Raw genomic sequence first — 23,458 nt, forward strand, 5'->3', positions numbered from 1 at the left:
GCCAGGAGAACCTGATGAATTCCATTGTCCGAACCGCCCTGTTCGTACCCGGCAGCCGCCCGGAGCGCTTCGCCAAGGCACTCGCCTGTGGCGCGGACGCGGTGATCGTCGACCTTGAGGATGCCGTGGAGTCCGGGCTCAAGGCCCTGGCGCGGGACAACCTGGCGGAGTTCCTCCGCGCCGAGCCGGCCGCGCGGGTGCTGGTGAGGGTGAATGCCGCGGGCGATCCCGAGCAGGCCGCCGACCTCGAACTCTGCGGGCGTCTGCCGGGCGTTGCCGGCATTCTCCTGCCCAAGGCCGAACGGGCCGCCCAGGTTCGCGTGGCGGTGGCTTGTGGCAAGCCGGTCTGGCCCTTGATCGAGAGCGCGCGGGGCCTGCTCGCGCTGGGGGAAATCGCTGCGTGCGAGGGCGTGGAGCGTCTGACCTTCGGCGGGCTCGACCTCGCCCTGGATATCGGCATGAGCAATGGCACAGCGGCCGCCGCCAGCGTCTACGACCAGGTGCGCCTGAGCCTGTTGCTGCACTCGCGGGTCAACGACCTGCAACCGCCACTGGATACGGTCTACCCGGCGTTCGACGATGCCGAAGGGTTGGCGGCGACCATTCGCCATGGCCGCGATCTCGGTCTGGTGGGCGCGCTGTGCATCCATCCGAAGCAGGTCGGCGTCGTCCATGGGGCGCTGGCACCCAGCGCCGAGGAACTGGACTGGGCTCGGCGCGTGCTGGAGGCTGCGCAGGGTGGCGCGGCGGCGTTCCAGGTCGATGGGCAGATGGTCGATGCTCCGGTGCTGGGGCGGGCCCGGCGCCTGCTGGCCAACGCTGGCGCTTGAGCTCGAGGTAGGGCGTACAACCGTTCACGGTTGTACGCCGATACGCAGTATTTATCGTAAACGCTGTGCGTGGGGCCGGCAGATCGCTCCCCGCTCGAATCCACCAGAGGCTGAGTCCTGGCCGATAGGGGGATGACGCGAAGCGGTATACGCCCTACATCTGCCGATTGAGCCGTGCCGGCGCGTCTCGCACTCCTCAGCCCGTCCCCTTAGGGATAGGGCCGAGGAGGGGCTCTCGTAGGAGCAACGGTCTTCTTCAGGGAAGCCCGTGCCGATGCATCCCCTCACCCTACCCCTCTCCCACTGGGAGAGGGGTAGGGTGAGGGCTGACCCGAGCAAAGAGCTGTCTTGTAGGAGCGGACTTCGTCCGTGATCCGTTATCGGCGCGGGGCTATCGCGGACGCCGTTCCGGTCTCAGTCCAGTAATCCCCGCGCCCGTGCAATCGCCACCGCCTCGGTCCGCCCCTGCGCCCCGAGCTTGGCGTTGATGTTGCGCAGGTGTGATTTCACGGTGAACTCGGAGAGGAACATCTTCTCGGCGATCACCTTGTTCCGGTGGCCGGCGGCCAGCAGGCGGATCACCTGGATCTCGCGGCTGGTCAGGGCGTCACCGCCGGCTCCTGCCGCCGCGCCCGCCGCCTGGGTTTCACCGGTGCCGGCGAAGCGTTGCAACAAGGTCGCCAGAAAGCGCGGTTCGATGCCCAGGGCGCGGCTCTGCGACTGGCAGGGCACGGCCCAGCGTTGCAGCAGGGCGCCCAGGCTCGGACCTTCGTCTAGGAAGGTGCGCAGGAAGCCTTCGTGGCTGGCGAAACGCAGCGCCTCGGTCAGCTCTTCGAACGCCGCTTCGCCCCGGCCGAGGCCGTCCAGCGCCAGGGCACGGAGCAGGCGCAGCTTGAGTTCGCGGCGATGCTGCTGACGCTGTTGGGCGCTGGCCATCGCTTCACCCAGCAGCCGCTCAGGCTCGGCATAGTCGCCCTGGGCGATGCGCAGGCGCAGGCGGGCGATGCTCGGTGTGTCGACGTCGTTGCCGTTGAGCAGGATGCCAGGGCGCTCCCAGTCGCCGTGCAGCTCGGCGTAGCGCAGCGACTGCGCGGCGGCTTCCAGGCGATTCTCCAGGGTGGCGATGCGTGCCCGCTCCAGCCAGGCCGAGCAGATGGCCCGCGCCGAACCCGCCTGCTGGCCGATCTGTTCCAGGTCGGCCAGATGGCGCAGCCAGCTGTCGCGGTCGCCGTGCAGCAGGGCGATGCGCGCCAACAGCACATGGGAGGAGATCAGTGAATCCGGCGGGCTGCTTTCCTTGGCGTTGGGCAATACCTCGCCGAGCAGCTGTGCCACTTCCTCCAGTGCATCGGTTTCGTACAGCGCGATGGACAGGGTGATCTCCAGCGATGGACGCCCGGCCAGGACCTTCTCCACACCGCCTTCGGATTGCCGTTGCGCCGCTGCCTGGAGGCGCGCCACGGCGTTGCCCAGGCGCCCCTGGATCATGTCCAGCACACCTTCGATGCAACTGGCGACGCTGCCCATGGACGCGGTGCGGCTCTGCGAACAGCGCAGGATGGCCCGTGACAGCAGACGCCGCGCTTCCTCGTAACGACCGGTGGAAACCAGGCTGTAGGCCAGGCTGTTGGCGATCACGCCGTACTGGAACTGTTCGTCGTCGGGTATGCGCTGGATGTGGGCGAGGCCCGCCTCGCAGCATTCCTCGACCTGGTCGGTGAGTGCCAGCAGCAGGCAGCGGATGGTCTCCGCCTCCAGTGCGACCGGTTGTTCGCCGCCAGCGGCTTCACGCTCGAGCAGGCCGATGCTGTGCAGGGCGTCGGCGTAACGGCGGTGCAGGGCGAGGGTCCAGGAGTAGCCCAGGCACAGGGTCGGGTAGTCCTTGAGCACCTCGGCGGGAATCTGGTCCAGCCAGCGCAGCAGCAGGCGCGAGCGGCCGACGTCCATGAAATCGGCGATATGCCGGGCCAGGTGGCGGGTGGCCTCCTCACGGGCGCCGGCGCGCAACAGGTGGTCGATGGCCGGCACCGGACGTTGCTGTGCCAGGTACCACTGTGCGGCGGCGCGGTGCAACGTGCTGGCTCGGCCTGGGTGGCGGCGCTCCAGGGCATCACGCAGGTAGCTGGCGAACAGGCTGTGGTAGCGGAACCACTGGTGCTCGTTGTCCGCCGGGAAGATGAACAGGTTGGCGCGTTCCAGGTAGGCGAGCATGGCCTGGCCGTTGCCTAGGCCAGTGACGGCGTCGCACAGCGGCGCGCTGAGCTGGTCGAGCACGCTGGTCTGCAGGAGGAAGTCTCGGCATTCGTCGTTCTGCCGGGCAAGGATGTCTTCGGCCAGGTATTCGGCCAGCTCCAGGTTGCTGCCGGAGAAGCTGGCGACGAACGCGGCCTGGTCGGTGCGACCTTGCAGTGACAGGCTCGCCAGGTAGATGGCGGTGATCCAGCCCTCGGTACAGCGGTGCAGGGTGGCGATCTCGTTGTCGCGCAGTGGCAACTGGCGCTTGTCGCGAATGAAGCGGGTCGCCTCCTCGATGGTGAAGCGCAGCGCGCTGGGGTTGATCTCCAGCAATTGGCCGCGGGCGCGGATTCGGCCCAGGCCGATGTCCGGGGTCGCCCGCGAGGCGATCAACAGTACGCCGCAGGAGGGCAGGGCGTCGATCAGTTGCTGGACGAAGCTGAGTACTGCCGGGTTGTGCACGGCTTCGAACTCGTCGAACAGCAGGGCGAAGGGTTGGGTACGGTCGGACAGCTCTTCCAGCAGGTCCTGCATCGGCTGCGTGCGCCCCGGCTCCTCGATGGGCGCGGCGCCGTCCAGCTGGCGCAGGCCGGTGGAGAGGTGCGCGACGAAGCGCAGCAGGTCGTTGTCGGCGGCGTCGAGGTTGAGCCAGAGCACCTGGCGACCGGTGGCCAGGCAGCGCTCGCGATACTGCTGCAGCAGGGTGGTCTTGCCGAAACCGGCGGCGGCACGGACGAGGATCAGACGCGCGGCATCGGCCTGTTCCATCTGCTCCAGCAGGTGCTGTCGGAGCAGGTGGGTACTGGCGGCCACAGGCACGGCGAACTTGCTCGCCAGGATGCGCGGCGGATGGACTTGGGCAGACATGATGACTCCGCTGGCCGGTCGGTTGGCGGCTCTGGGGCGCCACCTCCGGCTCATTTGTTGTTCTCGAATACGGCATCTTGCCACGGGCGGCGCAAATGGCGCAGTCGTCCATTCGAACTAAGCGAAGTTTGAGGCACGCCAGTCGCCCGAAGGACTAGCCGGGACTTTCGTCCCTTCGAACCATTGTTGGCTGATGGCGCGTCGCTAGGCTGGGTACCCGCCGGATGATCCGGTGCTTGCGCAGCCAGACAGGAGCGATGCGATGGCGGGCCCGCTGACGGGAATGAAGGTAATCGAAATGGTTGGCCTGGGGCCGGCGCCGTTCTGCGCCATGCTGCTGGCCGACATGGGCGCCGAGGTCATCCGCGTGCAACGCCCCGGCCAGTCCCTGGGCGAGCGCGCGCGCTTCGACGTGCTCAGCCGTGGCCGCCGCGCCATATCTCTGGACCTGCGCCAGGCAGAAGGCGTGGAAACCCTGCTGCAACTGGTAGAAGGCGCCGACGCCCTGATCGAGGGGTTCCGCCCCGGCGTGATGGAGCGCCTCGGCCTGGGCCCGGAGCCGTGCCTGGAGCGTAATCCGAAACTGGTCTACGGCCGTATGACCGGCTGGGGCCAGGACGGTCCACTGGCCCGGGCCGCGGGCCATGACATCAACTACATCGCCCTGGCCGGAGCGCTGCACGCCATCGGTCGTCCCGGCGAGAAGCCGGTGGTGCCGCACAACTACATCGGCGACTTCGGCGGTGGCGGCATGCTGCTTGCCTTCGGGCTGCTCTGCGCGCTGCTGGAGGCGCGACAGTCCGGGCGCGGCCAGGTGGTGGATGCGGCCATGACTGACGGCACCGCGCTGCTCTCGGCCATGATGTACGGCTTCCGCGCCTCCGGCCGGCTCAGTGACGAGCGCGGCGTCAGCCTGCTCGACGGCGGCGCCCACTTCTACGACACCTACCAGTGCGCCGACGGCCGGTACATCGCCCTGGGCGCCATCGAGCCGCAGTTCTATGCCGAGCTGCTTCAGCGCTGCGGCATCGACGATCCGCACTTCCAGCAGCAGATGGACAAGCGCCAGTGGCCGGAACTCAAGGCCAAGCTCGCCGCGCTGTTCATCCAGCGCAGTCGCGCCCAGTGGTGCGAACTGCTGGAAGGAAGCGACGCCTGTTTCGCCCCGGTGCTGGACTGGGCCGAGGCCGCCGAACACCCGCACAACCGTGCGCGCGGCACCTACCTGGAGCTGGGCGGCGTGCTCCAGCCCGCGCCGGCCCCGCGCTTCAGCCGCACGCCGGCGGCAACCCCGACACAGCCCCAGGGCGAGCCACAGAGCGAAGCCGTGCTGTATGACTGGGGTGTGCCGGACACGCGCATTGCCGCTTTGAAGAGCGCCGGCGTCATCTGACCCGCGCCCCGTCCTCAACAACAAGAAAGGTGAAACAGATGGAACGGCTATTCGATTACATCGTGGTGGGCGCCGGGTCCGCCGGTTGCGCCGTGGCGGGCCGTCTGGCCGATGCCGGCTGCACGGTGGCGCTGCTGGAAACGGGCGGCCACGACCACCACGGCAAGGTCACGGTGCCGGTGGGGCTGGTGCTGACCATTCCGCGCAAGGGCGAGTACAACTACGCCTACGAAAGCACTGCGCAGCCAAGCCTGGCCGGACGCGCGAGCTACCTGCCGCGCGGCCGGGGGCTGGGCGGCAGCTCGTCGATCAACGGCATGCTCTACCTGCGCGGCACCCCCTCGGACTACGACGGCTGGGCGAGCCAGGGCTGCGAGGGCTGGAGCTGGAAGGAAGTGCTGCCGTACTTCAAGCGCGCCGAGAACAACGAACGCGTTGCCGGTCGCGATGATGAACTGCACGGCGGCAGCGGCCCCCTGCATGTGACCGATCCCCGCTCGCCGTGCTCCTGGGCTCGTCATTTCATCGAGGCGGCGGCCACCGCCGGCCATCCGTACAACCACGATTTCAACGGACCGCAGCAGGAGGGGGTGGGCTACTTCCAGGTCACCCAGTTCAACGGCGAGCGCTGGAACGCGGCGCGCGCCTACCTGCACCGTGGCAAGGCCGAGGATGCGGTACACAACGGCGGCCGCGCCAATCTGCATGTGCTTACGGGCACCCGGGCCTTGCGCATCCTGTTCCAGGACAAGCGGGCAACCGGCGTGCTGGTGGAGCGCGAAGGCAAGGAAGCGGCGCTGCACGCGTCGCGGGAAGTGATCGTCTGCGCCGGCTCCCTGGTATCGCCGCAACTGCTGATGGTCTCCGGCATCGGCCCGGCCGCGCACCTGCGCCAGATGGGCATCACCCCGCTGCACGATGCGCCCGAGGTGGGGCAGAACCTGCAGGAGCACCCGGACCTGATCCTGCACAAGCGCATCTTCAGCACCGACCTGTTCGGCGTGACCGTTCGCGGTGCGCTCAGCTACCTCTGGCAGTGGCGCAAATACAAGCGCGAGCGCGGTGGCCTGTTCACCCGCACCTTCACCGAGGCCGGCGCCTTCCTCAAGACCGATCCCGCCCTGGCCGATCCGGACATCCAGCTGCACTTCGTGATGTCCTCCGGCGACAACCACGGGCGCACCTTCCATTACGGCAGCGGCTATTCCGTGCATGTCTGCGTGCTGCGTCCGCACAGTCGCGGGCAGATCCGCCTGGCCAGCGCCGACATGCGCGATGATCCCCGGATCGAGCTGAACCTGCTGCAGGACGAGCGCGACATGGCGACCATGCTCAAGGGCGTCAAGCTGGTGCACCAGATTCTCGAGCAACCGGTGCTCACGCGTTTCGGCGGCAAGCCACTGTTCCACGGTCACCTGAAGTTCGACGGCAGCGACGACGACGCGGTCAAGCAGATGATCCGCGAGCATTGCGACAACGTTTACCACCCGGTGGGGAGTTGCCGGATGGGCGGCGACGAGCACTCGGTGGTCGATCCGCAGCTTCGCGTGCGCGGTGTGCAGGGGCTGCGGGTGGCGGACGCCTCGGTGATCCCGCTGCAGGTGGGCGGAAACACCAACGCGCCGACCATCATGATCGGCGAGAAGTGCGCCGACCTGGTGCTGGCCGATCGCAACGACATGGCGTCGGACCGTGCGGCGTCGCTGGGGGAAGTGCTGGCGAGCTGATACAGGGTTGTACGGGGGAGGGCCGGGCGGCTTCGGGCGCCTGGCCCTTTTTTATTGCGCCGCTGGAGCGTTCGCTCCTACGAAAGGGCGCGCAGAGCTGAACCCGTAGGAGCGGATTTTATCCGCGATCCGCCGACAAGGCCGGTGTCATTGGCGGGTTCGCGAGCAAGCTCGCTCCTACGAAGAGCGGTCCGGCGCATGCCTGTAGGAGCGAGCTTGCTCGCGAACCGCCCGATGCGGTCCGACTTCCAGCTTCTAGTCCATTCGAACCATCCGCCAAACCACCGCAGCTTCATCCCTTCGACCGACGCCGCATCCGGCGCCGCTCCCTAGTATCGAACTCACAAGAACAACATCCATTGGAGACCTGCCATGTACCTGACCCAAGGCCTGCAGCGCATGCTGCAGCAGGACCCGGACCACGTCGCGACCATCTTCCGCGGCCGCACGCGGACCTTCCGCGAGCAGGGCGAGCGCATCTCGCGCCTGGCCGCGGCCCTGCAAGCGCTGGGCATGCGCGTTGGCGACCGGGTCGGCATGCTGGCCCTGAACTCCGACCGCTACCTGGAATACATGCTGGCCACCTGGTGGGGCGGTGGCGTGCTCAACCCGGTGAACATTCGCTGGAGCGTGCCGGAAATCGTCTACTCGCTGGACGACTGCCAGACCGAGATCCTGCTGATCGACGACCACTTCCTGCACCTGGCCGAAGGCATCCGCGCCGGCGCCAAGCGCGCCCCGCTGCTGGTCCACGTCGGTGACGGCGCGGCGCCCGAGGGCATGCATTCCTTCGAGGGCCTTATCGCCAGCCACGCGCCCGTCGCCGATGCCCTGCGTGGCGGCAATGACCTGGCGTCGATCATGTACACCGGCGGCACCACCGGCCTGCCCAAGGGCGTGATGCAGTCGCACCTGAACCTCTGGTCCTCTGCCGTGGCGCGCATGGCCGAATACCCGGCGGAGGCCGACTCGCGCACTCTGCACGCGGCGCCGATGTTCCATACCGCCGCCATGGCCCGCTGCATCAGCCAGGTCATCAGTGGCGACGTCAACGTGTTCGTTCCGATGTTCGATGCGCTGGAAGTGATTCAGACCATCGAGCGCGAACGGATCAGTGAGATTCTGCTGGTGCCGACCATGCTGCAGGCGGTGATCAACCACCCGGACTTCGAGCGCTACGACCTGTCCTGCCTGAAGCGCATGGCCTACGGTGCCTCGCCGATCGCCCTGCCAGTGCTCGAGCAGGCGCTGGCCAAGTTCCCCGGCGTTGCCTTCATGCAGGCCTACGGGATGACCGAGTCGTCGCCGGTGATCTCGGTGAGCCCGGACTGGACCCACGAGGCCGACGGCATCGCCAGCGGCCTGGTGCGCAGCGCCGGGCGCGGCGGCTACGGCGGCCTGGTGAAGATCGTCGATGAGGACGGCGTCGAGGTGCCGCGCGGCACCGTGGGCGAGATCATCGCCTGCGGCCCCAACGTCATGCTCGGCTACTGGAATCGCCCGGAGGAGACCGCCAAGGCCCTGCGCAATGGCTGGCTGCACACCGGCGACGGCGCCTATATGGACGAGCGTGGCTTCCTGTTCATCGTCGACCGCCTGAAGGACATGATCGTCACCGGCGGCGAGAACGTCTACTCCGCCGAAGTCGAGAACGTGGTGGCCCGCCACCCGGCCGTGCAGAGCTGCGCGGTGATCGGCATCCCCAGTGAACGCTGGGGCGAGGCGGTGCACGCCGTGGTGGTGCTGCGCGAGGGCAGCGACGTCTGCGCCGACGACATCCGCGCCCACTGCGCCCAGCACATCGCCGGCTACAAGTGCCCGAAATCCGTCGAGTTCGTGACCGCGCTGCCGCTTTCGGCGGCCGGCAAGGTCCTCAAGCGCGACCTGCGCGCCCCCTACTGGAAAGACCAGAAACGCGCCGTCAACTGATGGTGTGCGACACGCCCATCCCCAAGGAGAAACATATGAGCAATAAAGTAGTGGTGGCCGGGGTCGGCATGATCCCCTTCACCAAGCCGGGCCAGAGCGACGAATACCACATCATGGGCGCCAACGCGGCCAAGGCCGCGCTGGCCGATGCCGGCGTCGATTATGCCTTGGTGCAACAGGCCTACGTCGGCTACGTCTACGGTGATTCCACCTGCGGCCAGGCCGCGGTGTACGGCGTAGGTCTGACCGGCATCCCGGTGGTCAACGTCAACAACAACTGCGCCACCGGCTCCACCGCACTGTTCCTGGCTCGCCAGGCCGTCGAGAGCGGTGCGGTGGAATGCGCCATCGCCCTGGGCTTCGAGCAGATGGTCCCAGGCGCGCTGAAAGGCGCCTACACCGACCGCACCGGCCCGATGGACCGCTTCGCCAAGACCATGCAGCAGGTGCAGGGCTTCGACGAGCAGGCACCACGTGCCGCGCAGTTCTTCGGCGGCGCCGGGCGCGCCTACATGAAGGAATACGGCATCAGCCGCGAGACCTTCGCCCGCATCCGCGTCAAGGCCAGCCAGCACGCTGCGCGCAACCCGCTGGCGGTATTCCGCAACGTGGTCAGCGTCGAGGAAGTCATGGCGTCGCCGATGATCTTCGACCCGCTGACCCGCCTGCAGTGCTGCCCGCCGACCTGCGGCGCCGCCGCCGCCATCGTCTGCTCCGAGGCCTTCGCGAAGAAGCACGGCCTGCGCACCGACGTGGTGATCGCCGCCCAGGCCATGACCACCGACCGCAACAGCACCTTCGACGAAGGCGACATGCGCAAGGTCGTCGGCTACGACATGACCCGCAACGCCGCTGCCGCCGTGTACGAGAAGGCCGGCGTGGGTCCGCAGGACATCCAGGTGGTTGAGCTGCACGACTGCTTCACCGCCAACGAACTGATCACCTACGAAGGCCTGATGCTGACGCCTGAAGGCACCGCCGAGAAATTCATCCTCGACGGCGACAACACCTACGGCGGTCGCATCGTCACCAACCCTTCCGGCGGCCTGCTGTCCAAGGGCCATCCGCTGGGCGCCACCGGCCTGGCCCAGTGCTTCGAGCTGACCCGCCAGCTGCGCGGAACCGCCGACGCCACCCAGGTGGAAGGCGCGCGCTTCGCCCTGCAGCACAACCTGGGCCTGGGCGGCGCCTGCGTCGTCACCCTGTTCCAGCGCCAGTGATCCGGGAGCCGCGAGCATGATCGACAAGAGCCATATCGGCGCGGTGGTTTCCAACCACACGCAACTGGTCGAGGCGGGGCGGCTGCGCTTCTTCGCCAAGGCCACCGGCCAGGCGGATGCGCGCTACAGCGACGAGACCGCCGCCCGTGACGCTGGCTACCCCGGCCTGCCGGTGCCGCCGACCTTCCTCTTCTGCCTGGACATGGAAGCCGGCGGTTCGGGTTCGGTGCTCAAGCGCCTGAACATCGACCTCGGTCGCATCCTGCATGCCGAGCAGGGCTTCACCTACCACTGCATGGCCTTCGCCGGCGAGCGCCTGAGCTTCGAGACGAAGATCGTCGACATCTACGACAAGAAGGGCGGTGCCCTGGAGTTCGTGGTGCGCGAGACCCGCGTCACCAACGGCGCCGGCGAGCTGGTGGCGGAACTGCGCAACAGCCTGGTCGTACGCAACTAAAAGGAGCCGAGCGTGAACCTGAATGCAATCGCCGTCGGCGACGAACTGCCGAGCTTCACCACCGAGCCGGTGAACCGCACCACCCTGGCGCTGTACTGCGGCGCCTCGGGGGACCACAACCCGATCCACGTCGACATCGACTTCGCGAAGAAGGCCGGCATGCCGGACGTGTTCGCCCACGGAATGCTGTCCATGGCCTATCTGGGCCGGCTGCTGACCAACTGGGTGCCGCAGGAGCGCCTGCGCCAATTCTCGGTGCGCTTCGCCGCCATCACCCACCTGGGTGACGCCATCACCTGCTCCGGCCGTGTGCTGGAGAAGGACGAGGCTGCCGGCACCGTGCGCCTGGAAATCACCACCCGCAACCAGGCGGGTGAAATCAAACTGTCCGGCGAAGCCGTCGTGGCCCTGGACGCCTGAAACAGGAGAACAGCAATGAGCAACAAACTCGCAGGCCAGGTCGCCATCGTTTCCGGTTCCGGCCGTGGCATCGGCCGTGAAATCGCCCTCAAGCTGCACCGCGACGGCGCCGCCGTGGTGGTCAACGACCTCGATGCGGCCCCTGCCGAGGAAGTGGTTGCGCAGATCGTCGCCGAAGGTGGCCGCGCCGTCGCCTGCGTCGGCAGCGTGACCGACAAGGACTTCGGCGAGCGCTTCGTGAAGACCGCGCTTGAATCCTTCGGCGGCCTCGACATCATCGTCAACAACGCCGGCTACACCTGGGACAACGTGATCCAGAAGATGACCGACCAGCAGTGGGACGACATCATGGAAGTCCACGTCTCCGCGCCGTTCCGCATCCTGCGCGCCGCTTCCGGACACTTCCGCGAAGCCGCCAAGAAGGAAGCCGAGGAAGGCCGCGAGGTGTTCCGCAAGGTGGTCAACATCTCCTCGGTGTCCGGTGTGATGGGCAACCCCGGCCAGGCCAACTACTCGGCGGCCAAGTCCGCGATCAACGGCCTGACCAAGGCCCTGGCCAAGGAGTGGGGGCGCTACAAGGTGTGCGTCAACAGCGTCGCCTTCGGCCTGATCGAAACCCGCCTGACCTCCGCCGCGGCCGGCGAGGGCGCCACCATCAACGTCGGCGGCCGCGAGCTGAAGGTCGGTATCAGCGAGCAGATGGCGAAGAACGCCGCCGCGCTGATCCCCATGGGCCGCGCCGGCACCCCGGAAGAGGCCGCCGGTGGCGTGTACCTGTTCTGCATCCCGGAGTCGAACTACGTCTCCGGCCAGGTGCTGATTGTCGGCGGCGGTCGTCCCTGACCGTCTCTCTGCCGGCCGCTCCGTGCGGCCGGCCTTCTTTCTGAACCGCTTGCCGAGGAGCCGCCATGAGCGCCACTCAATCGCCGTGGATCACCGACGACCTGGTGATCTTCCAGGACTCCATCCGCCGCTTCATCGCCAACGAGCTGGTGCCCCATGAGGAGCGCTGGTGGAAGCAGCAGTACATCGACCGCGACATGTGGCTGAAGGCCGGCGAGTTCGGCATGTTGCTGCCCAGCATCCCCGAGCAGTACGGCGGCGGTGGCGGCACCTTCGCCCACGACGCCATCGTCACCCTGGAACAGAGCCGGGCGATGTGCACCAGCCTGGGCACCAACGTGCACAGCGGCATCGTCGCGCACTACCTGCTGCGCTACGCCAGCGAGCAGCAGAAGCTCGACTGGCTGCCGAAGATGGCCCGTGGCGAGCTGGTGGGCGCCATTGCGATGTCCGAGCCGGGCGCCGGTTCCGACCTGCAGGCGATCAAGACCCGTGCCGTGCGTGACGGCGATCACTACGTGATCAACGGCTCGAAGACCTTCATCACCAACGGCTACCACGCCGACATCATCCTGGTGGTGGCCAAGACCGACCCGGAGAAGGGCGCCAAGGGCACCTCGATCATCGTGGTCGAAACCAGGGACCTGGCCGGCTTCCGCCGTGGCCGCATCCTGGAAAAGATCGGCCAGAAGGGCCAGGACACCACCGAGCTGTTCTTCGACGACGTGCGCGTGCCGGCCGCCAATCTGCTCGGCCCGGAAGAGGGCAAGGGCTTCATCCAGCTGATGCAGCAGCTGCCCCAGGAACGCATGATCATCGCCCTCGGCGCGCTGGCCACCATGGAGCGCGCGGTGGAGGAAACCGCCGAGTACGTGCGCAGCCGCAAGGTCTTCGGCCAGACCCTGCTGGACCTGCAGAACACCCGCTTCAGGCTCGCCGAGTGCAAGAGCATCGCCACCATCGCCCGCGCCTTCGTCGACGATTGCATGGTCAAGGTGCTCAAGGGCGAGCTGTCCGGCGAGACGGCCGCCATGGCCAAGTGGTGGTGCACCGAGCAGAACTGCAAGCTGATCGACGAGTGTCTGCAGTTGCACGGCGGCTACGGCTACATGCTCGAGTACCCCATCGCGCGGATGTACGCCAACGCCCGGGTGGGCCGCATCTTCGGCGGCTCCAACGAAATCATGAAGGAAATCATCGCCCGCACCCTGTGATGCGGGTGGGCCGGGCCGCCGCGCGCGGGCCGGCCATTCCCGCCGGGGTGCCTGCCGCGAGGTACGCATGTCGAGCATCGAACTCTGCATCGAAGACGGATTGGCGCGCCTGACGCTGGCCAATCCGGAACGCAAGAACGCGCTGTCCACGGCCATGGTCGCCGAGCTGATCGACGCGCTCACCACGCTGCGCCGCAATCCTGAGGTTCGCGCGCTGCTGCTGTCCGGCGCCGGTGGGGCGTTCTGCTCCGGCGGCGACGTCAGCAGCATGGGGGGGACGCCCGAAGCCAGCGCGGTACGCATGCGCATGGCCGAAACCAATCGCCTGCTGGCGGCCCTGGCCGACTTCGACCGCCCGGTGGTGGCACTGGTGGACGGCGTGGCCTACGGCGCCGGCTTCAGCCTCGCGCTGGCCGCCGACTTCGTCATCGCCAGCGAGCGCGCGCGCTTCTGCATGGCCTTCGCCCGCATCGGCCTGGTCCCGGACCTCGCCGCCTCCTGGCTGCTGCCACGCCTGGTGGGCATGCAGCGAGCCCGCGAAATCCTCTATTCGGCCCGTGAGATCGGCGCCAGCGAGGCCGTTCAGCTGGGCATCGCCCTGGAAACCCACACTGGCGACCGCGCCGCCGAGCGCGCCGAGGAACTGGCGCGGGCACTGTCGCAGATGTCGCCGCCGGCCTTTGCCATGAGCAAGCGCCTGCTGGCTCGCAGCTTCGAGAGCGACCTGGCCGCCCAGCTCGACGCCGAGGCCGCCGCCCAGGCCCTGGCGCTCACCTCCAGCTACGTGAAGGAGGCTTCCACGCGCTTCATGCGCAAGGAAGCCCCGCAGTACGAGTGGCCGTCGCGCCGCGAAGACTGAACGACAACCATAACGAGCGAGACCACCGCCATGACCCAGACCAGCCCCGGCGCCGCCATCCGCGCCATTCTCGACCGCCAGCGCGCCGCACACCTGGCCAGCGAGCCGATGAGCGCCGAGCGGCGCATCGAACTGATCGACCGCGCCATCGGCCTGCTGGTCGATCACCAGGACGAGATCATCGCCGCCGTGCGCGCCGATTTCGGCCAGCGCAGCGACGACTTCTCCCGCGTGGTGGAAGTGCTCTCGCCGCTGATGACCCTGAAGCAGACCAGGGCCCAGCTCGCCGCCTGGATGCAGCCCGAACCTCGCCACTGCGAGCGCGGCGAGGCGTGGGTGGAGTACCAGCCGCTGGGCGTGGTGGGCATCGTCACCCCCTGGAACTTCCCGGTGAACATGGTCTTCTCCGGCCTGGCCGGAGTGCTGGCCGCCGGCAACCGGGCGATCATCAAGCCTTCGGAGTTCACCCCGCACAGTTCGGAGCTGACCGCCCGGATGATCGCCTCGGTGTTCGCCGAGGACGAGGTCGCCGTGGTCACCGGCGGGCCGGAAGTGGGCCAGGCGTTCTGCGCCCAACCCTTCGACCACCTGCTGTTCACCGGCGCCACCAGCGTCGGCAGGCAGGTGATGCGCGCCGCCGCCGAGAACCTGGTGCCGGTGACCCTGGAGCTGGGCGGCAAGTCGCCGACCATCATTTCCCGCTCGGCTGACTTCCAGACGGCGGTGCAGAAGATCATCGCCGGCAAGCTGCACAACGCCGGGCAGATCTGCCTGGCGCCGGACTACGTGTTCGTCCCCGAAGAATCGCTGGACGACTTCATCGCCTGCGCCCGCGAGGCGATCGCGCGCTTCTACCCGAGCCTGCGCGACAACCCCGACTACACCTCGGTGATCAACGCCCGTCACCTGCAGCGCCTGCAGGGCTACCTGGACGAGGCGCGCGAAGCGGGCGTCGAGCTGATCGAGCTGAACCCGGCCGACGAGGATTTCGCCGTACAGGCCGCGCACAAGCTGGCGCCGACCCTGCTGCGCAATCCCGGCGACGAACTGAAGGTGATGCAGGACGAAATCTTCGGTCCGCTGCTGCCGATCAAACCCTACAAGGACATCACCGAGGTGATCGCCTACATCAACGCCCATCCGCGCCCGCTGGGCCTGTACTACTTCGGCAGCGACGCCGACGAGCAGGCCCAGGTGCTTAGCCGTACCACCTCGGGCGGGGTGACGATCAACGACGTGATCAAGCACGTCGGCATCGAGAGCCTGCCGTTCGGTGGCGTCGGCCCGTCGGGCATGGGCGCCTATCACGGCCGCGATGGTTTCCGCACCTTCAGTCACGCCAAGGCGGTTTTCAAGCCCGCCGAGGGTCCTGACCTGATGCGCCCGCCCTATGTCGAGCCGGTACGCCAGGCCGTCGCTGCCATGATCTGTCGTTGAGGAAGCTCCATGAAAGCTGCTGTATTGCGCCAGCCGGGCACACCGCTGAGCATCGAGGAAGTCGCCATCGGCAAACCCGGCCCGCGTGAGGTACTGATCCGCACTCGTGCGGTGGGGCTGTGCCATTCCGACCTGCATTTCATCGAGGGTGCCTATCCCTGGCCGCTGCCGGTAATCCTCGGCCACGAGGCCGCCGGCATCGTCGAGCAGGTGGGCTCCGAAGTACGCTCGGTGAAGCCGGGCGACCACGTCGTCACCTGCCTCTCAGCCTTCTGCGGACACTGTCCGCACTGCGTGTCCGGGCACCTGTCGCTGTGCGTGTCGCCGGAAACCAAGCGCGGCAAGGACGAGCCGCCGCGCCTGAGCGAAGTCGCCAGCCTCAGGCCGGTGAGCCAGTTCATGAACCTCTCGGCCTTCGCCGAGCAGATGCTGGTGCACGAGAACGCCTGCGTCGCCATCCGCCGCGACATGCCGCTGGACCGTGCCGCCGTGCTGGGTTGCGCGGTGATCACCGGCACCGGCGCGGTATTCAACACCGCCCAGGTACGACCGGGTGAGACCGTTGCGGTGATCGGCTGCGGCGGCATCGGCCTGTCCACCATCAATGGCGCGGCACTGGCCGGGGCAGGGCGGATCATCGCCATCGACCGGCTGGATTCCAAGCTGGAACTGGCGAAGACCTTCGGCGCCACCGACCTGATCAACGCCGCCGACGGCGACGCCGTGCAGCAGGTGCTGGAGCTGACCCGTGGCGGCGTGCAGCACGCCTTCGAGTGCATCGGCCTGAAGCAGACCGCCGAGCAGGCCTTCGCCATGCTCGCGCGCGGCGGCGGCGCCACCGTCATCGGCATGATCAAGCCCGGCGTGAAGCTGGAGCTGAGCGGCCTGGACTTCCTCGCCGAGCGGCGCATCCAGGGCTCGTTCATGGGCTCCAATCGCTTCCCGGTGGACCTGCCGCGGCTGGTCGACTTCTACCTGCAGGGCCGGCTGAAGCTCGACGAACTGATCTCCCAGCGCATCGGCCTGGCGCAGATCAACCAGGGCTTCGACGAGCTGCGCCGGGGCGAACTGGCGCGCTCGGTCATCGTTTTCGACCAGTGACACGCGGAGAAACCCCATGAAGACACGCATTACCGAACTGCTCGGCATCCGCTATCCGATCATCCAGGGCGGCATGATGTGGGTCGGCCGCGCCGAGATGGCCGCCGCCGTCTCCAACGCCGGCGGCCTGGGCATCCTCACCGCGCTGACCCAGCCGACTCCGGAGGCGCTGGCCGCCGAGATCGAGCGTTGCCGCACGCTTACCGACCAGCCGTTCGGGGTCAACCTGACCCTGTTGCCGTCGATCAACCCGCCGCCCTACGAGCAGTACCTGGACGTCATCATCGCCAGTGGCGTGAAGGTGCTGGAGACCGCCGGCAACAACCCTGGCGAGTACATCGCCCGTGCCAAGTCCGCCGGGATGACGGTGATCCACAAGTGCGTGGCCGTGCGCCATGCGCTGAAGGCGCAGAGCCTGGGCGTGGACGCGGTGTCCATCGACGGCTTCGAATGCGCCGGCCACCCCGGCGAGGACGACGTACCCGGCCTGGTGCTGATTCCGCTGGCGGCGCGCCGCCTGCAGGTGCCGGTGATCGCATCGGGCGGCATCGCCGACGGCGACGGCATGGCCGCTGCCCTGGCACTGGGGGCGGAAGGGGTGAACATGGGCACGCGCTTCTGCGCCACCCGCGAGGCGCCGATCCACGAGAACATCAAGCGTGCCCTGGTCGGCGCCACCGAGCGCGACACCCGGCTGATCTTCCGTACCCTGCACAACACCGCGAGAGTGCTGCGCAACCCGATCTCCGAGGAAGTAGTGAGCATCGAGCAGCGCGGCAACGCGAAGTTCGAGGACATCCGCCACCTGGTGGCTGGCGCCCGTGGCCGCGCCGCGCTGGAGAACGGGGCGTCCGACGACGGCATCGTCACCGCCGGCCAGTGCGTCGGCCTGATCGACGACATCCCGACCTGCGCCGAACTGCTCGAACGCATGGTCCGCGACTGCCGCGCCGCTCTTGAGCGTGCACGGGCACTGGCTTGCTGAGGTCGCCATGGACTTCGAGCTGACGATGGAGCAGAAGCTGTTGCAGGACAGCCTGCAATGCTTCCTCGACAAGCATTACGGCTTTGCCCAGCGCATGGAAGCGGTGAACTCCGCGGAGGGTTGGCGGCCACAATGCTGGGAGGTCCTGGCGGAGGACCTGGGTGTCCTGGGGGCGTCCTTCGCCGAGGAACATGGCGGGCTCGGTGGCGGCCTGCTGGAAAACCTGCTGGTCATGCAGGCATTCGGCGGTGCGCTGGTGGTCGAACCGTACCTGTCCACCGTGGTGATCGGTGGCGGCCTGCTCCGGCGGGTGGGCGGGGCTCAGGCGCAGCGACTGATCCCGCAGATCATCGCCGGTGACCTGCGCATCGCCCTCGCGCAGCGGGAAGAGCAGGGGCGCGACTGCCTGCACGATGTTGCCTGTCGCGCGCAGCGGGAGGCCGAGGGCTACCGTCTCAACGGCAAGAAGTGCCTGATGCTGGGCGCGCCCTGGGCCAGCCATTTGCTGGTCAGCGCGCGCACCGCAGGCACCTTGCGCGATCGTGACGGCATCAGCCTGTTCCTGGTCGAGAACGACGCCAGGGTGCTGCGGCGCCTGGACTATCCGACAGTGGATGGCAGCCGCGCCGCCGATATCCATTTCGACAACCTGTGGGTGCCGCAAAGCGCCTTGCTGGGTCCGGAAGGTCAGGGCTTTGCCCTGTTGCAGGGCGTGCTCGACGAGGCCCGGCTTGCGCATTGCGCCGAGGCGGTCGGCTGCATGCAGCGGATGCTCGCCGACACCCTGGCCTATGCCCGCGAGCGGCGCCAGTTCGGCGTGCCCATCAGCAGCTTCCAGGTACTTCAGCACCGCATGGTGGAGATGCATATCCAGATCGAGCAGACGCTGTCGCTGACCTATCTGGCGGCCATGCGTGCCCTGGCGTCGCCCACCGATCTCGCGCTCGCTGCCTGCGCGGCCACGGCGCAGGCCATCAAGGCCCTGCGCTTCGTCGGCCAGGCCGCGGTGCAGATCCACGGCGGCATGGGCATCACCGAGGAACTGGCGTTGGGGCACTACTTCAAGCGGGCCACGGTGATGGAGCAGCAGTTCGGTTCCCTCGACCACCACGTGCGCCGGTACGCCAGCCTGGTGCTACCGCGGAGGGCACTGGCATGAACCTGCAATTCGGCATCGAGGAACAACGTTTCCGCGAGGAAGTGCGAGCCTGGATCGGCGAGGCCTTCGACGACCAGCTGCGCGCGCTGATGCGACGCTCGAAGAACGGCTTCCTCGACAAGCAGGGCCAGCAGTGCTGGCAGAAGAAACTCCATGCTCGCGGCTGGGCCGCGCCGGACTGGCCGACCGAGCACGGCGGCCCGGGCTGGACGCCGACGCAGCGCTACCTGTTCCAGTGCGAAATCGCCGCTGCCGGCTGCCCGCCAATCTCGCCGATGGGCATCAAGATGGTGGCGCCGGTGATCATGGGTTTCGGCAGCGAAGCGCAGAAGGCGCGCTTCCTGCCGCCGACGCTGTCGTCCGACATCTTCTGGTGCCAGGGCTACTCCGAGCCGGGAGCGGGCTCCGATCTTTCGGCACTGAAGATGCGCGCGGAGCGCGATGGCGACGACTACGTGCTCAATGGTTCCAAAATCTGGACCACCCACGCGCAGTGGGCGGACTGGATGTTCTGCCTGGTTCGCACCAGTCGGGAGGCGAAGCAGCAGGCCGGCATCTCGTTCCTGCTGGTGGACATGAAGAGCCCCGGCATCCGCGTCAGTCCGCTGCCCTTGCTGGATGGCCCCTACCCGGGGGAGCAGGAGGTCAACGAGGTGTTCTTCGACAATGTGCGGGTGCCGCTGGCCAACCGCATCGGCGAGGAAGGCCAAGGCTGGACCTGCGCCAAGTACCTGCTCGAATTCGAACGCGGTAACAGCTACGGCCCGGCACTGCGCTACCAGCTGGGACAGGTAATGCAGCTGGCCGAACGGTTGCCCGGCGTCGACGGCCGGCCGATGGCCGAGGACCCCGATTTCCAGCGGCGCTATTGCGAGCTGGCGATTCGTGTCGAGGCCGTGGAGGCGACCGAACTACGACTTTTCTCCGGGCAGCGCTCCGGCAGTTCGGTGGGCGCCGCCTCCAGCATGATCAAACTGGTCGGCACCGAAACCAAGCAGGCCATCAGCGAGCTGGCGATCGAAGTGGCCGGGCCACGAGGCTGGCCCTTCGTCCGCGATACCTGGGCCGAGAACCGTGGTCGCGACGTGGAGGCCAATCCCGGGTCGCCCGAGCTGGCAGCCTTGCTGCCGCGCTACTTCAACTACCGCAAGACATCCGTCTACGGCGGCACCAGCGAGATCCAGCGCAACATCATCGCCAAGCAGATACTCGGACTCTGAGCATTGCCATGAATCTTCCCGTGAATTCGCAAGACCCTCTAGCCCCTGGTTGCGAGCCGGAGCTGCCGTCAGGCTTCGAGCCGATGGCCCGTCCCGGCTTCGTCAACAACTGCGGTGGCATGTACGTGAACCTGGAGCGCCGGATGGTCGCTGCGCGCATCCTGCCGGAACACCTGAACCCGCTGGGCATTGCCCACGGCGGCTTCCTCGCGACCCTGGCCGACACCGGCTTTGGCACCGCGATCAAGCTGACGGCAGGTTCCGAGCTGCCGCCGGCCACCATCAACCTCGACATGGACTACCTGAGCCCGGCGCTGCCGGGGCGCTGGATCGAGGTCCAGGTGCAGATCCACAAGCTCGGCCGCAGCATCAGCGTGGCCAGTTGCAGCCTGCTCGACGGCGATACCCTGGTGGCACGCGGCAAGGGCACCTTCATCAACAACACGCGCAGCCTGCACGGCCGGGCGCAATGAACCAGGAGCCAGTCATGGCCGAGACTTCCCAAACCCCCGCGCCCGTCGGGCCGGAGGCGCAATACCAGCGGTTCCTCCAGCAGGGCCGTTTCATGCTGCAGCGCAGCGTCTCCAGTGGCCGCTACGTGTTCTACCCTCGCGTGGCCATCCCGGGCACCGGCGAGACCGATCTGGAATGGGTCGAAGCCGCCGGCACCGGACGCATCTATGCCATCACCGTGAACCGCTCACGCAACGCCAGCCACAACGTGGCGCTGATCGACCTGGACGAGGGCGTACGCATGATGTCGCGCATCGAGGGCCGCGAAACGGCGCCCATCGACAGTCGCGTGAAGGCCCGGGTGATCGAGGAAGACGGGCAGGCGCTCGTGGTGTTCGACGTGATCGATGAGGTGCAGGCATGAATGCGTCCCTTCGCGGCAAGACCGCCATCGTCGGTATCGGCAGCGCCGGCATCGGCGAGGCTCATGGTTTCAGCGCCATGGAACTGCTCGGTCAGGCCTCGCTGAAGGCCATTGCCGATGCCGGGCTGAAACTCTCCGACGTCGATGCGGTATTCGCCGCCACCAGCTCCCATGCCTTCCCGACGCTGTCGGTATGCGAATACCTCGGTATCAAGCCGAAATTCGTCGATGGCACCAATGTCGGCGGTTCCAGCTTCGAATGGCACCTGCTGCAGGCGACCCTGGCGCTGCAGGCCGGCCTGTGCGACGTGGCGCTGATCTGCTACGGCTCCAACCAGCGCACCGCCGGCGGCAAGCTGGTGTCGATGAGCGAACCGCAGTGGCACGAGACGGCCTACAAGCCGCGCCACCCAATTACGTCCTATGCGCTGGCGGCAAGCCGGCACATGCACCAATACGGCACCACCCGCGAGCAACTGGCGGAGGTGGCGCTGGCCGCGCGGGGCTGGGCCAACCTCAACCCCGAGGCCTTCGCCCGTGGTCCGCTGACGATGGACGACGTCCTTGCCGCGCGGATGGTCAGCGATCCGTTGAGCGCCGCCGACTGCTGCCTGGTCACCGATGGCGCCGGCGCCTGCATCATGGTCCGCGCCGATCGCGCCCGAGATCTGCCGAACAAGCCGGCGTACTTCCTCGGCGCTGCCGGTGCGCAATGGCACCGCTCGGTGGTGTGCATGCCCGACCTGACCGTCACCGCCGCCTCGGAAAGCGGTCCGCGCGCCATGCAGATGGCTGGCGTGAGCCACGCGGATGTTGACCTGGTGATGCTCTATGACGCCTTCACCATCAACACCCTCCTGTTCCTCGAAGACCTCGGCTTCTGCGCCAAGGGGGAGGGCGGCCGCTTCGTCCAGGGCGGGCGTATCGCTCCCGGCGGCGAGCTGGCGGTGAACACCAACGGTGGCGGCTTGTCCTGCGTGCACCCGGGGATGTACGGGATGTTCCTGATCCTCGAAGCGGTGACGCAGATTCGTGGCCAGGCGGGCGCGCGACAACTGAAGAAGGCCGATATCGCCCTGCTGCATGGCAATGGCGGCACGCTGTCGAGCCAGGTCACGGCCTTCCTGGGGAGCGAAGCAGCGCTTTGAGGCGTAGGGCGTATAACGTTCGACGTTATACGCCGTTTGGCTTGGCCTCAGGGCGTTCCGGGATCGGCTACGAAGTGCCCGGCAATCCTGGTGAATCGGCGTACAACCGCGAACGGTGGTACGCCCTACGTGAAATTCCGCGTCCCTGAATAGCCCGCTCGGCCTCATGCCAAGCGGGCTTTCTGCTTTTTCGGCAGCCGAAAAATCCACCCCGAAATTGGTCCGAACGAACTACAGCCAGCCTCGCGCCGCATCCCGATACTCGATGGCAGAACCCAACCCGTCGCGCCTGCGCGGCGCACAAGAACAACAGGTCTGAGGAACACCTCGATGGACATCCACTACACGCCCGAAGAGCTGGCCTTCCGCGAGGAAGTGCGAGCCTTCCTGCGCGACAAGCTGCCGGCCGAGCTGGCCGCCAAGGTCAAGCTCGGCAAGCGCCTGAGCAAGGAAGACAACGTCTTCTGGATGCGCACCCTGAACGATCGCGGCTGGCACGCTTCGCTCTGGCCGGTGGAATACGGCGGCACCGGCTGGAGCGTGGTGCAGAAGTACATCTTCGAGGAGGAATGCGCGATCTTCGGCGCGCCGCGCGTGCTGCCCTTCGGCGCGGTGATGGTCGGCCCGGTGATCATCAAGTTCGGCACCGAGGAGCAGAAGGCCCATTACCTGCCGCGCATCCTCGACATGACCGACTGGTGGGCGCAAGGCTACTCCGAGCCGGGCTCCGGCTCCGACCTCGCCAGCCTGAAGACCCGCGCCATGCGCGAGGGCGATCACTACATCGTCAACGGCCAGAAGACCTGGACCACCATGGGCCAGCACGCCGACTGGATCTTCTGCCTGGTGCGCACCGACCCGCAGGCCAAGGCCCAGCGCGGCATCAGCTTCCTGCTGATCGACATGAAATCCCCTGGTATCACAGTACGCCCGATCATCACCCTGGATGGTGAGCACGAGGTCAACGAAGTCTTCTTCGACAATGTGAAGGTCCCGGTGGCCAACCTGGTCGGCCAGGAGAACGACGGCTGGACCTGCGCCAAGTACCTGCTCACCCACGAACGCACCGGCCTTGCTGGCATCGGCTTCTCCAAGCAGCTGCTGCGCCAGCTCAAGGCCATCGCCGCCCGCGAGTGCAAGGGTGGCAAACCGCTGATCGACGATCCGCTGTTCCGCGCCCAGGTCGCCGAGCTGGAAATGCAACTGATGGCTGCCGAGATGAGCAACCTGCGCATCCTTGCAGCGGCCCGCGAAGGCGGCGGCAGCGGGGCCGAGAGCTCGATCCTCAAGGTGCGTGGCACCGAGATCCGCCAGGCCATCACCCACCTGCTGCGCAAGGCCGTCGGCCCGTACGCGCTGCCGTTCCTCGAAGAGGAAATGGAGGCCTGTTCGGGTGATCTGCTGCACACCGACTACAGCGCCACCGCCGCCAGCCAGTACTTCATCATGCGCAAGCTCTCGATCTACGGCGGCTCCAACGAAATCCAGAAGAACATCGTTTCCAAAGTGAACCTCGGACTCTGAGAGGCAGCCGACC

General features: G+C 67.3%; 20 protein-coding genes. 19 read left to right on the forward strand and 1 reads right to left on the reverse strand.

The genetic code is table 11. From position 1 onward, the window contains the following. Positions 1 to 11 precede the first annotated feature (11 nt). Positions 12 to 830 (forward strand): CoA ester lyase, encoded by an 819-nt coding sequence (locus tag ACAW63_RS18920; protein WP_371234717.1) that lies wholly within the window; start codon positions 12 to 14, stop codon positions 828 to 830. A 414-nt stretch (positions 831 to 1,244) separates the two neighbouring features. On the opposite strand, the gene ACAW63_RS18925 is transcribed toward ACAW63_RS18920, so the two are convergent. Continuing rightward, on the reverse strand, positions 1,245 to 3,932 hold the full coding sequence (locus ACAW63_RS18925; protein ID WP_371227681.1) for a LuxR C-terminal-related transcriptional regulator: 2,688 nt from the start codon (positions 3,930 to 3,932) through the stop codon (positions 1,245 to 1,247). 262 nt (positions 3,933 to 4,194) lie between these two features. Here ACAW63_RS18925 and ACAW63_RS18930 point away from each other — a divergent pair, with 262 nt between their 5' ends. The 18 genes from ACAW63_RS18930 to ACAW63_RS19015 all read left to right on the forward strand — a co-directional run bounded on the left by ACAW63_RS18930 (position 4,195) and on the right by ACAW63_RS19015 (position 23,445). Further along, on the forward strand, positions 4,195 to 5,325 hold the full coding sequence (locus ACAW63_RS18930) for a CaiB/BaiF CoA transferase family protein (protein ID WP_371227683.1): 1,131 nt from the start codon (positions 4,195 to 4,197) through the stop codon (positions 5,323 to 5,325). 38 nt (positions 5,326 to 5,363) lie between these two features. Beyond that, complete coding sequence (locus ACAW63_RS18935; protein WP_371227685.1) at positions 5,364 to 7,052, forward strand: GMC family oxidoreductase; 1,689 nt, start codon at positions 5,364 to 5,366, stop codon at positions 7,050 to 7,052. Between the two features lie 372 nt (positions 7,053 to 7,424). After that, positions 7,425 to 8,981 (forward strand): long-chain fatty acid--CoA ligase, encoded by a 1,557-nt coding sequence (locus tag ACAW63_RS18940; RefSeq protein ID WP_371227687.1) that lies wholly within the window; start codon positions 7,425 to 7,427, stop codon positions 8,979 to 8,981. 35 nt (positions 8,982 to 9,016) lie between these two features. Next, complete coding sequence (locus ACAW63_RS18945) at positions 9,017 to 10,201, forward strand: lipid-transfer protein (RefSeq protein WP_371227689.1); 1,185 nt, start codon at positions 9,017 to 9,019, stop codon at positions 10,199 to 10,201. Positions 10,202 to 10,217: 16 nt separating this feature from the next. After that, positions 10,218 to 10,658, forward strand: coding sequence for a MaoC family dehydratase N-terminal domain-containing protein (locus ACAW63_RS18950; RefSeq protein ID WP_371227691.1), 441 nt, complete (start codon positions 10,218 to 10,220; stop codon positions 10,656 to 10,658). A gap of 12 nt (positions 10,659 to 10,670) precedes the next feature. After that, the gene (locus ACAW63_RS18955) at positions 10,671 to 11,078 is read left to right on the forward strand and encodes a MaoC family dehydratase (protein WP_371227693.1); all 408 of its coding nucleotides are present in this window, start codon (positions 10,671 to 10,673) and stop codon (positions 11,076 to 11,078) included. 15 nt (positions 11,079 to 11,093) lie between these two features. Continuing rightward, positions 11,094 to 11,921: an SDR family NAD(P)-dependent oxidoreductase gene (locus ACAW63_RS18960; RefSeq protein ID WP_371227695.1), complete on the forward strand. Its 828-nt coding sequence runs from the start codon at positions 11,094 to 11,096 to the stop codon at positions 11,919 to 11,921. 65 nt (positions 11,922 to 11,986) lie between these two features. Beyond that, the gene (locus ACAW63_RS18965) at positions 11,987 to 13,135 is read left to right on the forward strand and encodes an acyl-CoA dehydrogenase family protein (RefSeq protein WP_371227697.1); all 1,149 of its coding nucleotides are present in this window, start codon (positions 11,987 to 11,989) and stop codon (positions 13,133 to 13,135) included. Between the two features lie 67 nt (positions 13,136 to 13,202). Continuing rightward, a complete protein-coding gene (locus ACAW63_RS18970) occupies positions 13,203 to 13,994 on the forward strand; it encodes an enoyl-CoA hydratase/isomerase family protein (protein ID WP_371227699.1) in 792 nt (263 codons plus the stop codon). Positions 13,995 to 14,024: 30 nt separating this feature from the next. After that, a complete protein-coding gene (locus ACAW63_RS18975) occupies positions 14,025 to 15,431 on the forward strand; it encodes a coniferyl aldehyde dehydrogenase (RefSeq protein WP_371227701.1) in 1,407 nt (468 codons plus the stop codon). Between the two features lie 9 nt (positions 15,432 to 15,440). After that, positions 15,441 to 16,532 carry a Zn-dependent alcohol dehydrogenase gene (locus tag ACAW63_RS18980; RefSeq protein WP_371227703.1) on the forward strand — a complete coding sequence of 364 codons (1,092 nt, stop codon included), beginning with the start codon at positions 15,441 to 15,443 and terminating at the stop codon, positions 16,530 to 16,532. A gap of 16 nt (positions 16,533 to 16,548) precedes the next feature. Then, the gene (locus ACAW63_RS18985; RefSeq protein WP_371227705.1) at positions 16,549 to 17,517 is read left to right on the forward strand and encodes an NAD(P)H-dependent flavin oxidoreductase; all 969 of its coding nucleotides are present in this window, start codon (positions 16,549 to 16,551) and stop codon (positions 17,515 to 17,517) included. Positions 17,518 to 17,524: 7 nt separating this feature from the next. Then, complete coding sequence (locus tag ACAW63_RS18990; RefSeq protein WP_371227707.1) at positions 17,525 to 18,676, forward strand: acyl-CoA dehydrogenase family protein; 1,152 nt, start codon at positions 17,525 to 17,527, stop codon at positions 18,674 to 18,676. Then, positions 18,673 to 19,896: an acyl-CoA dehydrogenase family protein gene (locus tag ACAW63_RS18995; protein WP_371227709.1), complete on the forward strand. Its 1,224-nt coding sequence runs from the start codon at positions 18,673 to 18,675 to the stop codon at positions 19,894 to 19,896. Before ACAW63_RS18990 ends, ACAW63_RS18995 begins: the two co-directional genes overlap by 4 nt. A 20-nt stretch (positions 19,897 to 19,916) precedes the next feature. Beyond that, complete coding sequence (locus ACAW63_RS19000) at positions 19,917 to 20,369, forward strand: PaaI family thioesterase (RefSeq protein WP_371227711.1); 453 nt, start codon at positions 19,917 to 19,919, stop codon at positions 20,367 to 20,369. A gap of 14 nt (positions 20,370 to 20,383) precedes the next feature. After that, complete coding sequence (locus ACAW63_RS19005; protein WP_371227713.1) at positions 20,384 to 20,773, forward strand: Zn-ribbon domain-containing OB-fold protein; 390 nt, start codon at positions 20,384 to 20,386, stop codon at positions 20,771 to 20,773. After that, positions 20,770 to 21,921, forward strand: coding sequence for a thiolase (locus ACAW63_RS19010; protein WP_371227715.1), 1,152 nt, complete (start codon positions 20,770 to 20,772; stop codon positions 21,919 to 21,921). The genes ACAW63_RS19005 and ACAW63_RS19010 overlap by 4 nt, the downstream gene beginning before the upstream one ends. Positions 21,922 to 22,251: 330 nt before the next feature. Further along, complete coding sequence (locus ACAW63_RS19015; RefSeq protein WP_371227717.1) at positions 22,252 to 23,445, forward strand: acyl-CoA dehydrogenase family protein; 1,194 nt, start codon at positions 22,252 to 22,254, stop codon at positions 23,443 to 23,445. Positions 23,446 to 23,458 lie beyond the last annotated feature (13 nt).

Source organism: Pseudomonas sp. QE6, assembly GCF_041379005.1.
GTDB lineage: Bacteria > Pseudomonadota > Gammaproteobacteria > Pseudomonadales > Pseudomonadaceae > Pseudomonas.